This is a genomic window from Moraxella oblonga NBRC 102422 (assembly GCF_001598275.1).
Taxonomy (GTDB): Bacteria; Pseudomonadota; Gammaproteobacteria; order Pseudomonadales; family Moraxellaceae; genus Moraxella; species Moraxella oblonga.
This window is the reverse complement of the sequence record NZ_BCYQ01000027.1, coordinates 1-13,380: the sequence shown is the minus strand read 5'-3', so window position 1 is coordinate 13,380 and position 13,380 is coordinate 1. Positions and strand designations below refer to the sequence as shown.

At 40.0% G+C, this 13,380-nt stretch carries 11 protein-coding genes; 9 read left to right on the top strand and 2 right to left on the bottom strand.

Annotation, left to right across the window (positions count from 1 at the left end; genetic code table 11):
- Positions 1-116: 116 nt before the first annotated feature.
- From MOB01S_RS08290 to MOB01S_RS08275, 4 genes are all read left to right on the top strand, one after another.
- Positions 117-1,409, top strand: coding sequence for a hypothetical protein (locus MOB01S_RS08290; protein WP_066803797.1), 1,293 nt, complete (start codon positions 117-119; stop codon positions 1,407-1,409).
- 203 nt (positions 1,410-1,612) lie between these two features.
- Positions 1,613-2,287, top strand: coding sequence for a nitroreductase (locus tag MOB01S_RS08285; RefSeq protein WP_066803794.1), 675 nt, complete (start codon positions 1,613-1,615; stop codon positions 2,285-2,287).
- A gap of 145 nt (positions 2,288-2,432) precedes the next feature.
- Entirely contained in the window at positions 2,433-3,557 is a 1,125-nt protein-coding gene (locus MOB01S_RS08280; RefSeq protein WP_066803787.1) for an NADH-dependent flavin oxidoreductase, read from the top strand.
- Between the two features lie 147 nt (positions 3,558-3,704).
- Positions 3,705-4,286: an NAD(P)H-dependent oxidoreductase gene (locus MOB01S_RS08275; RefSeq protein WP_066803785.1), complete on the top strand. Its 582-nt coding sequence runs from the start codon at positions 3,705-3,707 to the stop codon at positions 4,284-4,286.
- A gap of 79 nt (positions 4,287-4,365) precedes the next feature.
- Here the strand turns inward: MOB01S_RS08275 and MOB01S_RS08270 are convergent, their stop codons facing one another.
- On the bottom strand, positions 4,366-4,830 hold the full coding sequence (locus tag MOB01S_RS08270; RefSeq protein WP_066803783.1) for a substrate binding domain-containing protein: 465 nt from the start codon (positions 4,828-4,830) through the stop codon (positions 4,366-4,368).
- Positions 4,815-5,213, bottom strand: coding sequence for a LysR family transcriptional regulator (locus MOB01S_RS08265; protein WP_066803781.1), 399 nt, complete (start codon positions 5,211-5,213; stop codon positions 4,815-4,817). Before MOB01S_RS08265 ends, MOB01S_RS08270 begins: the two co-directional genes overlap by 16 nt.
- A gap of 167 nt (positions 5,214-5,380) precedes the next feature.
- Between MOB01S_RS08265 and MOB01S_RS08260 the strand changes: the two genes are divergently transcribed.
- The 5 genes from MOB01S_RS08260 (at position 5,381) to MOB01S_RS08240 (ending at position 13,292) form a co-directional block, all read left to right on the top strand.
- On the top strand, positions 5,381-8,098 hold the full coding sequence (locus MOB01S_RS08260) for an AAA domain-containing protein (RefSeq protein ID WP_066803779.1): 2,718 nt from the start codon (positions 5,381-5,383) through the stop codon (positions 8,096-8,098).
- 9 nt (positions 8,099-8,107) lie between these two features.
- On the top strand, positions 8,108-9,229 hold the full coding sequence (locus MOB01S_RS08255; RefSeq protein WP_066803773.1) for a hypothetical protein: 1,122 nt from the start codon (positions 8,108-8,110) through the stop codon (positions 9,227-9,229).
- An 18-nt stretch (positions 9,230-9,247) separates the two neighbouring features.
- Positions 9,248-10,798 (top strand): phospholipase D-like domain-containing protein, encoded by a 1,551-nt coding sequence (locus tag MOB01S_RS08250; protein WP_066803770.1) that lies wholly within the window; start codon positions 9,248-9,250, stop codon positions 10,796-10,798.
- A complete protein-coding gene (locus tag MOB01S_RS08245; protein WP_066803767.1) occupies positions 10,798-12,192 on the top strand; it encodes a sigma 54-interacting transcriptional regulator in 1,395 nt (464 codons plus the stop codon). The genes MOB01S_RS08250 and MOB01S_RS08245 overlap by 1 nt, the downstream gene beginning before the upstream one ends.
- Positions 12,193-12,308: 116 nt before the next feature.
- Complete coding sequence (locus MOB01S_RS08240; RefSeq protein ID WP_066803765.1) at positions 12,309-13,292, top strand: NAD(P)H-dependent flavin oxidoreductase; 984 nt, start codon at positions 12,309-12,311, stop codon at positions 13,290-13,292.
- Positions 13,293-13,380: the final 88 nt, after the last annotated feature.

Sequence of the window (13,380 nt, the reverse complement as noted above, 5' to 3'; positions counted from 1 at the left end):
ATAATATGTTATAATATCTCGAATAATCATATTTTTGAATAAGAAAAACACCAAAATATCTTGATATTTTGGTGTTTCACATTCTAATCAATTCATATTAAACACAGGAACAAGCTATGCCAAACGAAAATTTTTATGTCTTTCCACCAGAACTTTTTGACCCCACAAAAAGCAAGGATCCAAGCAGTCGGATTCATCGGCGATTTGATAATGTCAAAAACACAGATTTGCCCAATCCCATTCACGACATTATGAATCACGCCCTTCAAGAATGGCTAAGCCAAGAATCCAATAAAACGCTCAAAGATTCACATGTCATCAAAACATATCAAGAGATATTAGACAACTATAAACCCACCCGCAGAAAACAGCCCTATTATTATCTTGAATGGCAACCCGATGTGAATTTTGAAGCGTGGTATTTGCATATGATAAAAACCGCCAATGCCCACGGTCATATTGTGTATTCTGATGTGGATTTTGGTTTTTATCTGCCTGATGGCACAAGCATTCCACAACATTTTCGCAAGCGTCTTGAAACAATTGTTCAACAACAACAAGAAAATATACTTGAAAGTGGTTATGAGACTGTTATCAAACTCCTACAAGAAGAAGCCAACAATCCGCCCGATGCAACCAAAATGAGTAAGCATTTATCCAATGTTCACAGCAGAGTGATGATTTTTTCTGCTATTTTGCAACATTGTTTTGATAAATATGGCATTAAAGCGACCATTTCCAGTAAAACGGGGCGAGATTTTAGGGTCATTTGTCATTGGCAAGAGGAGGTAAAGTTTATATTAAATTATGAAATTTACGACATTAACTCATTTGAGATTTTTGAACTCTCTTGTGGGATTAGTGTAAATTTCAAAAACCCAATCACAGTAGAAGATTCAGAAACACAAGATGTTTATCAAATGAGTGAAAGAGACCTATTTTGGAATAATCGTATAAACTTTGTGATTGCTTACTGCGAACAACATAAAGAAACCTCATTAACCGACCAAGATTTAGTGAAGAGGGCTCACGACACTTTTGCAGCTCAAAATATCACCAATACGGTAACGGCACTACACCATAAACTCACTGAGCAGATTGATGATTTTGTGAAAAATGTCTATCAATATGGCAATCTGTATGATTTTATTGATGCCTCTTACCAAGAAACGCATCCATTGTATCCCTATTTGTGGTCATCAACGCACAGAGTTTATGGAGTTAGTGGAGTTAGTGATATGCTCATTTTCGCAGATTATGTCAAACACCCCAAACTGCAAGAAATGGTCAAAACACAAGCGTTACGCGTGAAGAATGCCCATAATAATGCCCATAAGGTCAGTTTTGGCGAAGTCAGATATTTGGATTTTTATATCGCAAAATATTGCCCAGAGTATCAAAAGTTGTGATGTTTTTAAAGCGGTAAGCGTAGTGTGGGTGCTTGCACCCACACAATTTCAATGTGCCAAATCATTAAGCTATCATTTTTCAGGCTGCCTGAAAACCCGTTTTCCATTTTTGAAAACCTACTTTCCAAAAATAAGTATTGTTTACAATTTAATTTTACACTAAAATAATCCCAAATTTTAACCAAATCCAATGAGAAAACAAAATGTTAGACTTTGAAACCACCGTTCGCATTCGTCAATCCATTCGCAAATTTTTGCCCACACCGATGAGTGAGCAAGACATCAAACAAATCCTTGCCGATGCCCAAAATGCACCGTCTGCTTGCAATACCCAGCCTTGGCTTGTACATATTGCCTCTGGCGAAATGCTAGAACGCTTAAAAGCTCGTTTTAAAAAGACTTTTGAAGCAGGCATTAACGATGCCGATTTTGAATTTAATCAAGAAAAATATAAGGGCGATTATGAACCTCGTTGGCGTAACCAATACAGCCACGTTTTTACCACCAGCTACGGTATCCCTCGTGAGGATAAGGCGGGTCGTCAAGTGGTTTATGATGACAACATCAACGGCTATGGTGCACCGCATATGGCGTTTTTGTTTATGCCAAGCATTGACAATCACGATGTCAATATCGCAAGCGATGTCGGTATGTATTCGCAAACCTTTTTGCTCTCGCTAACCGCTCGTGGCTTTGGCGGTATTCCACAGCTTGTCCTTGCGATGTTTGCCAAAGATGTGCGTGAGGAGCTGGGCATTTCTGAGAACTATAAACTCTTACACGGCATTTCATTTGGCTACCCTGATTGGGACGCAATGCAAAACAAACACCACTTGGGGCGTGTGCCAGTAGAAGAGAGTGCGGTGCTGCATTGGTAATTTTAAAAACACCGTTTTTAAGATTAGAAATGGTGTTTTTGTTTTTCAGGCAGCCTGAAAACCCTTTTCCCCAAAAAAAATAAATTGTACAAAATAAAATTTTACACTATAATTATCTAAATTTTAATTTAAAAAGGCTAAAAAAATGAGTCAATTATTCCAATCCTACACCCTAAATAATGGCGTAGAAATCAAAAACCGCCTTGTCGTTGCCCCAATGACCCATTTGGGTTCTAATCCTGACGGCACACTGGGCGAACAAGAACGCCAATTTATCAAAAATCGTGGGGAAAATATGGGCATGTTTATCACGGCAGCGACATTGGTTGCAGACGGTGGTAAGGCATTTGTTGGGCAACCGTCTGCCACCCACGAAAGCCATTTAGATGGTTTAAAAGAAACAGCACAAATCCTACAAAATCAAGGCACAAAAGCCATTTTGCAAATCCATCACGGTGGCATACACGCCATTAGTGAGCTAAATGGCAAAGACAAAATTTCAGCCAGCAACCACACCGAAAGTGGCACTCGTGCAGCGACCGTAGAGGAAATTCACGAGCTTATTCAATCATTTGCTAATGCAACCGATTTAGCCATTCGTGCAGGGTTTGACGGTGTGGAAATTCACGGAGCGAATGCCTATTTGATTCAGCAGTTTTTCTCTCGTGAATTTAATCATCGCACCGATGAATGGGGAGGAAGTTTAGAAAACCGTTTGCGTTTTCCACTTTCTATTATTGATGCGGTGGTGGGCGTGCGTGAAAAATACGGCAAATCTGACTTTATCATCGGCTATCGTTTTTCGCCCGAAGAGGCAGGCGAAAATGGTTTGACAATGGCAGATACCTTTGATTTAATTGATAATTTAGTGAACAAGCCACTGCAATATTTGCACATTTCGCTGTGGGATTTTTATAACAAAGCACGGCGAGGGGCGGACACCACCAAAACCCGTATTGAACAAATTCACGCACGCATCGGCGGTAAGTTGCCTTTGATTGGCGTGGGCAATCTCTTGACAGGGCAGGCGATTGAAAACGCTTTTGAAACAGGATTTTGTGAATTTTTGGCACTCGGCAAGGCGGTGATGTTAAATCCCAATATCGCCACACTGCTTAAAGAAAAACGCTATGATGAAATTGTTAGCGAATTTGACCCAGAGCGAGCTGACCATTATGGCTATCCCGACCTTTTGTGGCAATATAATTGCGATGGCGGAAACTGGCTACCGCCTGTCAAAGGCAAGCCCCATACCCCTTTGAATGTGTGATAAATCATAAAATACCGTTTGGGTTTTTAATTCAAGCGGTGTTTTTTACTTTTTTCTGCCCGCTATGCTTTTCAGGCAGTTTTGAAAAATGGCTTTAAAAATCAAAAAAATGCAATCATACCCCTTTAATTTTTTGGAAGTTATTTTATGCAAAACATCTTAATCATTAACGCCCACCAGCCTTATGATTTTTCAAAAGGCGAATTAACAAAGTCCTTAATTGATGTCGCTACCAAATCATTGCAAAACAAAGGCTTAATCGTCAAGCACAGTAAAGTTACCGATTATGCCGTTGCCGATGAGCTTGAAAAATGGCAATGGGCGGACGCAGTGATTTTGCAATTTCCAAGTAACTGGATGATGATACCGTGGCTTGCCAAAAAATATATGGACGATGTCTTTACCGCAGGAATGGGTGGCATTTTGTGCAACACGGACGGTCGTTCATCAGTCAACCCAAGTATCAATTACGGCACAGGCGGAAAAATGCACGGCAAAAAATATATGCTCTCTGCTACTTTCAATGCACCCAAAAATACCTTTGATAATGCACAGGAATATTTATTTGCTGGCAAAGGGCTTGATGATTTGTTTTTCCCCATACATTGTAATTTTAAATTTTTTGCAATGGAACAATTGCCGACTTTTGCCTGTTTTGATGTGATTAAAAATCCAACGATTGAACAAGATTTAAAGGATTTTGAAAGCCATATCAATCGGTATTTTTAAATATTTTTTTAAACACCGTTTAGACTAATAGTTAAACGGTGTTTTTATTAAAAATACCTTTCAGGCAGCCTGAAAAAAATCACACCTGCCAGCTTTTCCCACCGTCCCATTTTTCCACCAAAAAATCAATGACCGCTTGCACACTCACAGGGCGGTAGGTACTTTGCGGAGTCAAAATGGCAAGCACAATCTCCTCATTGCCACTGGCAATCGGAATGTGGGGCAAAATCGGCACAAGTTTGCCTGTTTTGACTTCATCAGCCACCGCCCAATCAGGCATCATCACAATGCCCTCACCGTCCATTGCCATTTGAATCAAACTGTCCGCATTGTTGCTGACCATTTTCTCTTTAATTTCAAGTATTTGATTTGTATTTAAATTTTTAAAACGCAACACGCCCAATTCCCCACGATAAAAAAGCCCCTGATGTGTCGCAAGCTCATCAGGCGTTTGGGGCGTACCGTTTTTTGCCAAATAAGCAGGCGAGGCAAGCAAAAAATGGCGTTGGCGAGCAATAATTTTTTGCTTTAAATTGCTGTCCATCGGCTTTGCAATTTGGGATAACGCTTGGCAAGCTCGCCCAAATGCGGTGTGATGTGTTTTTGCCCAAAAAATACAGGGGCATTGATGGCGATGATGCCGTTTGGTTCTGCGTTTTTTTGATGTAGGGTTTGATTGAGTGTGTCAAATTGACCCAATATCGCTTGGGCTTGCTCACGAAAAATCTCGCCAGCTTGCGTAAGACTCATCGCACGGGTGTTTCGGTAAAACAGTGTTTGCCCAAAATCGTCTTCAAGCTGTTTGATTTGCCGAGAAATGACCGAACTTGCCACATCGTATTGACGGGCGACTTCGGAAAAATTCTTTTCTTTGGCAACGACTAAAAAGAGTTCTAGGGCGTAAAAGGTGGTGTTTTTGGGGTTCATTTGTGCTGATTGGGTAAAGGTGTTTTGTAATTGGTGCTATTTTAGCAAATTTTAAATAATCTGAAAACATCAATTGATTTAATCATCTTTAAATCTTGACAAAAGATTTTTTTAATCTTACAATATTTTCCTATATGAGGATTATTTTACTTAAATTGAGAAACCTTATGTCACTACTCTCCTACTTTAATCTGGTTGCTCATCGACCTGATATTTTGATGAAAAATACGGTCTATGGCTTGGAAGATTATTACCAATTTCTTGAACGCAACAAAAAATACTTGGAAAGTCCCAAGTCGGTTAAGCATTTAATGTGGGAAAAAATTACCGATTTTCCAGAAGACTTTTCCCCGCCCGAACAAGGCGTTTGGGTTCAACTGTGCGAACCGCAGAATGTGCAGGAAAATGTTGATGCGGTGTTTAAGTTGTTTTTAGATGAAAGTAACACCAATGTGTATGAAGCTGATGAATCCAATTGGCAACAGGTGGGCAGCGCAGTGAGTGAGTGTTCTTATTGCGCCAGCAAAAACGGCACGCCCAAAAAACTCTACCCAACCAAAGAACACGCCCAAGAAACCATTGATTATGCTGGGTTGAGTTTAAAAATGTATGAATGCCCACATCAAAAAGGCTGGCATTTAAGTAAAGACCTATCTGGTGAAGGTATTCGTTTTCATTGTGGTAATGACATTAAAATTTTAAACAGGAACCCTGAAAAAGAATGGTTGTTACTAGAAAGACTGCCTGAAAAATCAGTACTGGTTTTAAGACCCAATACTTACCAAATCCAATGCCAAATCAAAGCGATTCAATCGTTAAGAAACAGACCAAAGCTACAGCATTTGCCCTTATTGCGATTATTTGAAAGTAATCAACACGCCAAATGGCAAAATAAAATTAGGTTGGAAAATAAAGAACCTGAATGGTTGGTCTTAACCGATGACGCTCGTGAAGGAACTGATGAGCAAAGAAATTTTGTAGAAATCGCCTTAAACACACCTGATTTTGCCATTTTGGAAGGGCCTCCGGGGTCAGGTAAAACCACTGCCATTTGTGAATTAATTTTGCAGTTGGCATTGCGTGGAAAGCGGGTTTTGTTGTGTGCTTCAACCCACGTTGCGGTGGATAATGTGTTAGAGCGCTTGATGTCGGAAAATAATCCGCATCGTGAGAAGATTTTACCTGTTCGCATAGGCGATAATGCCAATTTGTCGGATAAGGTCAAAGATTATCAACTTAACAATTTTCTTAAAACCGAGAAAAAGCGTTTATTAGATCATTTGCGTGATACCAAACCATTAAGTCCATCACAAAAAATGTTGCAAGAGCAATTAAACAAAGGCAATCAGCTGATTGAGCGAATGGTGCTCGATGCGTCTAATCTGGTGTGCGGTACAACGATTGGTATTTTGCAACACCCTGATATTAGGGAAAAAGGGCGACAAGAACCGCAATTTGATGTGATGATTATCGATGAAGCGTCCAAAACCACTTTTCAGGAATTTTTGGTGCCTGCATTATTGGCAGAGCGCTGGATTTTGGTGGGCGATCCCAAGCAATTATCGCCTTATGTTGATGATGAGGCGTTGGCGGTGAATGTGGAAAGTTGTTTGTCGGAGCAATACCAGCGAAATGCCTGTTTAGATGTGTTTTTGGCAGGTGAAAATATGAAGAACCGTGCTACGCCTTGTATCGTCAGCAAAAATCCAAAAGAGATTGCTTTTTACGAACAACAAGCGAAACATCAAAAGGTACTCATTGGTTCGCCAAACAATACGCAATGTTTACCATTTTCGCAAATCGTGGTGGGTGGTGAGGATTTTTTTACCGCTTATCAAGAAAATTTGCCATTGGATATTGCTTATTTCAGGCAGCCTGAAAAATTACCTGACAGCATTATCCGCAAAAATCGTGCCTATCTGCGGTTAAGTGATTTAAAAGAGGAGCAAACCACTTGGGAAAATGAAATTTCTTGGCGTTTGGCACGCTGGTATGAACAGCGGTTAGCAGACGAAATCAGCCAAGACAATAAAACCAGCCAAAAATTAAAACAAGCAGTGGAAAGATTGCTTCCAGCCCCAAATGAGCAAGGCAAAAATCCCACTTGGGACAATTTAAACAAAGTCCGTAAAGTGGCATTGCCGTCTGTATTGGAATTGTTGCAACAAGGCTTTGAACGCAGAGACGGACAACGAGACGGTACGGCATTAACGGACGGTTTGCCAAACGAAATTTTAGAAAACCGCTTGATAACCTTATCCAACCAGCACCGTATGCACCCTGAGATTGCCGAATTTTCACATCGCTATATTTATCAAGAACAAGCCTTGTTTAGTCCTACAATGATGGCAGCCAAGCGAGCTTGGACTTATTCCTCGCAAAAACGAGTGGTTTGGCAAGATGTCGCTGGTAAGAAAAACAACTTTAATGCCAATCTAGATGAAGTGGAGCAAATCATCAAATCCTTGCAAGATTTTGATAATTGGGCAAAAAACAATCCACCTGAAAATGGCGGTGCTTGGGAAGTGGCAATTTTGACTTTTTATCGTGGGCAAGAGCGTGCGTTACGCTATGCCTTACGCAAATGGACAGGAAACAATCGTGGCTTTCGTTATTTTCACAAAAAACACGGTAAAGACAGTTATTTGGACATTCAAGTTTGTACGGTGGATAGATTTCAAGGACACGAAGCCGATTTGGTGTTACTCAGTTTTGTCAGTCCGCACGCCACCAGTTTTTTGGAAAGCCCAAATCGTCTAAATGTTGCCATTACCCGAGCGAGGTATCAATTGAAAATTTTTGGTCATCGTCAGGGGCTGATGAAATCATCGGGCATTTTAGGAAAATTTGTGCAATTTGTTACCGCTTGGGACAAAGAAATTTAGGGGTTAAAAATGAAGAAAGTGATGAGCAATGATTTGATTTTACGCCGAGACATTCCTATTGAAACTTGGCGGATACAAGGTACGGTGTTAAAAGCACAAGAGCGGTCGGACATCTTGTTGGTTTTGCAATATGTGAAGGACAATATGAATGCAACTGCAAAAGGCTTGGCAAAAGAATTGTTATTTGAGGAAAATGCCCGTTTGGTGGTGGCAGAACGCTTGTTGCAAATGGCAGAAAGATTGGGATTGGTAGAAAGCCATCGCCAACATCATCGGATCTATTTCTTAACCGAAAAAGGTGAGTTGGCATTACAAGAAAAAGAAGTCTTTGTTCCAGAAGATGGGTTTTGGGAAATCAGTTTTACCAATGAGCCATTGTTACCGCATACCATTGTGGATTTCAAGCCTTTTGATGAGCCAGAAGCATTTAAAGAGGTACGCAATAAAGGCGAACTTGAAAAACGCAAAGATAATATGAAAACCATTTCACCTTGGATTAGACAAACAGCTTTTCACGCCGTTAAACCATTCTTAAATCAAAAACAAAATATTTGGATTGAGCGTATTCAGCCCAAAGGTGAGCGAATAAAAAGCAATGTTGTATTAACTTTGGAGTGGAATGTTTCTAAACAAACCATTCGTCTTTTAAATGGTCAGAAAGTGGTTCATCAATTTACTTATCAAGAGTACGACCAAAATCAGATTTGGCAAATTTTGCTAGAACAAAACAGATGGCAAGATGATTGGGACTGGGCAAAAAACAGTATGGCGATGTTATTTGATGAAACCGATGAAAAAAGTCGTCAAACAATGACAATAAATTTCTCTTTCAGGCAGCCTGAAATTGATGATTTAGGGCAGTTTAATGATTTTACGGCTGAAAATGTTGCCATTCACGCCATTGATAAAGATGCTGCGATAGAGTGGGCGTGGTGGCGTTTAATTAACAATATTAACGATTTTGCTGATGAGCAGACCTATCAAAAATGGGTAGGGCAAGCCAATGCACCGTTTGCAGAATATGTTTTCAGGCTGCCTGAAAGAGATGAATTGGCGAAACGCTTTTGGCAAGATGAACGATTTAGTAAAAAAGCGTGGTATTTAATGACCGCAAGCGACTGGCAAATTTAATTTTTTGGAGAAATAAAAATGGCGATTTTAGCAAAAACTTATACACAAACCGTCAGCCAAAAAGAGCAACTTATTCCTGTGGCGTGGCTTAAACAAACGCCAAACGAGCGTCATTTTACAAGTAATGGCGATGTGATGATCAGTCATTCAGACGGCAGATTAAGTCAATTTTTGGTTCATCTTATCAATCAAGCCCAAGAAAATGTACTGATTTGCAGTTTTTTATTGGCACATCAAGCGATTGAAGATGCTATTTTTCAGGCAGCCGAGCGAGGCGTGTGTGTGTATTTAATGCTTGCCAGCGAAAATCGTTTGGAAAAAAGCAGTGATGATGAATTTAGCCAAAAATGCGAACAGCAACATATTGCGATGTTAAAGCGCTTGGCTGGCAAAGTTTTCATTCGCTCTGCACCGCATTATCACGCCAAGGCGGTATTAGTTGATGCTCTTAATGCCAATCATCACGCCAAAGGTGTTTTATTGACCGCCAATATTACCTTTGAGGCATTGGCACGCAATGAGGAATTGGCGGTTGTTTTACCTCTGCAAGCCATTGAAGAGCTGGTATCATTTTTCCGTTGGGGATTTTTTGCCGATGCAGAACATCAAATGCTGGACAACCACAAATTTGAAAGTGTGCATAAAAAAGCCATTGAATATCCGAAAAATCATCAAATAATGTGTTTTACTTCCAAACAAGAAAACAGTATTTTAGAGAAAGCCTTGCATTTAATTCAACAAGCCAAACAAGAAATTATGGTGTCTAGTTTTGGATTTGATGAAAATCATCTGTTGATTGAAAAGCTGTGTGAAAAAGCCAAACAAGGCATTTCGGTAAAAATATTAACCCGTATTCGCCTAACAAATATGAATGCCTTGATTAAATTAGCACAAGCAGGTGCAAAAATTTATGGTTTTCAATGGTTACACGCCAAAGCGCTTTATATTGATAACAAACAAGCGATGGTAATGTCCGCTAATTTGCAAAAACACGGTTTAGATGAAGGCTTTGAAATCGGCATTCAACTCCATCATCAGGCTATTTTGGAATTAAAAGCGTGTTTGGATTATTTTATTTCCCAAGCCAATTATGAATTACGACTTGATTTACCACTGGGACATTACTTAGGTGAGATGAAATATTGGGAAAATCAACAATTTATTGATTTGACAATACAAGCTGAAAAGATTGAAAATTTACCTGATGACATTGCCGATTGTGCTTCGGATTTATCCAAAAATATCATTTTACCGAAAAGTGATTGGCGTAAAAATCCTGTGCAAACAATGGTGTATCGATATCAAGTCGTAGCTCCTACTTTGCCGAATAATGCCAAAGAAGTGTTTTGGGAAGAGAAAAAAGCAAAGCCCATTGAAAAAGATAAGCACGGCAATGATAAAAAGCCAGAATTTGAAATCATTAAGCACGCTTATACGCCAAAAGTGTTCGTATCAAATGGGCAAAATTATATTTTGATTACTCAGGAAGACGAGTTGAATGAGGCAATTCAATTGAGAAATCAGAAATTTAAACAAGCTAAAATTGTAGTAGCAAAAGAGAAAAAATAATGGCAGAGCATACCCTAATTTGTTGGCAATCGGTCAATCACGGCAATGATGTTTTAATGAACAGTTTGGCATTGCTAAGTAATCGCCGTATTGCCATTAAAAAAGTCATTTTATTGCGACAATCCGACAATATAATTGATATTCAAACCGATAGAGATGTTCAACTTGAACAAATTCAGGTGCATATTGGCGACGATCCAACCAATCATCAAAAAATATATCAAGCCTTATGTGAGCAGATTTTACCGAGAATTGCATCAATCCAAAATCTACATATCAATATTTCGCCCGGCACGCCTGCAATGCACGCCGTGTGGCTTATTTTGCACGCAGGAGGGCGCTTGCCCAATGGCGCACGCTTGTGGTCTTCACAATTTAATCCACAGACACAAAGGCACAGCATTAGAGAAGTTGATTTTCCAATTAATACCTATCTGTCAGAAATTCATCAACTCAAAAGGCAAAAAACAAGTTGGGCAATTTATGATGCTGAGCCCAAATCTGTATTGCGTGAAAGAGCATTGGCGGATTTAAAAAAATTCAGCCAATTAAGCGACATTCCTTTACTAATTTGCGGCGAACAAGGTATTGGAAAAAGCCGCTTGGTAGAAAGTTTGGTGCAAATCATCAAACAAAAAGAAGTGATTGCAATTGCCTGTGGTGCATTAGATGAACATAATGCCGACCGAATTTTGTTTGGCAACAAAAATGAAATGGGTCTATTGGAAAAAGCTCACCAAAATATTTTATTTTTTGATGAAGTACAGGATTTGCCCAAATCTGTTCAGCGTAAATTATTGCGTGTATTACAAGAAAAAGAGCGAAAATTCCGCCCAACCGATGATGTTGAAGAAAAAAATGTCATTTTTGATGTGGTTTGTACCTCGCATCATTCTCCTGCTGAATTGGCAAATATTTTGGAGAAGGATTTTTTTGACCGAATCAGTTTATTGTCTGTCCATTTTCCACCATTGCGAGATTGTAGAGAAGATTTGTTAGACGATTGGCAACAAGTTTGGAATGAATTGCGAATGCCTAATTTCCCAAGTAAAGCACCAACCAATCAGCAACTCATTCATTTTTTGAATACTTCTGCTTTGTCTGATAATTTTCGTGATTTGCAAAAATTAGTTTGTTTAATCATGGCTTATTGGCAAGAAAATGATGTTCAGGCTGCCTTAAATCAGGCATTGGAAGTAATCAATACGGGGCAAAACCCACTTTTTGCTTCAACAGGTGAAATGATTGTTACGGGAGTAACTCGCTTAGAAATGCTCAATCAGTTTAAAAAAGAAATCGCCATTAATGCCAAAAATCGCTACGGAACTTGGCGAAAAGCAGCAGAGGCATTAGATTGCGATGAGAAAACATTAAGGCAAGATGCGAATTTATAATGGTTATTTTAAAGGAATTGATGCAAATTTGGTAAAGGTGTTTTGTGATTGGTGTGATTTTAGCAAATTCAGAATGCAATTAAAATACACCATCTTTTCATCACACGAGCATTTTTATGAACAACCGCATTTGCCAAATTTTAAATATTGAAAAACCCATTATCCAAGCCCCTTTGTCGTGGCTCACAGATGCACGCCTTGTTGCTGCTGTGGGCAATGCTGGCGGTATGGGTGTTTTAGGGCCGAACGCTGGCTTAACCGCACAAACTGCCGTTTCCACCTCAGAGGAAACCGCCCAAAAAATGCGTGAAGAAATCCAAAAAGTCAAAGCCTTAACCAATAAGCCCTTTGGTGTGAATTTAATCCCAATGGCAGAAAATGACATTTGGACTGCCCCAATGGTAGCCGTTATCAAAGATGAAAAAGTCCCTGCGGTGGTCTATACGGGCTATGGCGAGGGGACAATTAAGCCAGAACTGTTTGCTGAATTAAAACAGGCAGGCATCAAAATCATCTACCGTGATTTAAACCCCACACCAGAAAATACTCGCCTTGCCGAGCAGGCAGGAGCGGATATTATTGTCGCCACAGGCTTTGATGAGGGTGGAACTTTGCCAGCAGTGGCTTTGGGGACTTTTTCTATTGTGCCACTGATTGCCGATAGCACCAACTTGCCTGTGATGGCGGCTGGCGGTATTGTGGATAGACGCACCGCCAAAGCGGCTTTGGCACTGGGGGCAGAGGGCGTGTTTGCAGGCTCGCTGTTTTTATCAAGCATTGAGAGCCGTATGCACACTGCTGTAAAAGAACGATTGGTTCAATCAAATGGTTTGGATTTAATGTTGTTTCGCACAATGCCAGCGTATTATCGTTCGCTTTCAGGCAAACTGGCGGATAAACTTGTGGCAATGGATAAAGCGGGGGCAAGCAATGAGGAACTGGGCAAAACAATGGGCGGACTGCGTGGCTTGCGTTTAGGAATGCTGGAAAACAACAGCGATGAGGGCTACATTTCGCTTGGTACAGGCATTGGAGCGATTAAAGCGGTTCGCTCGGTGGCGGACATTGTTGATGAGTTGATGGTGGGGATTAAAGGGTAATTTGATTTTAAAACACCGTTTATCGTGATGATAAGCGGTGTTTTTGTTTTTAAAATGGGCAAAATAAACCTTTCAGACAGCCTAAAAA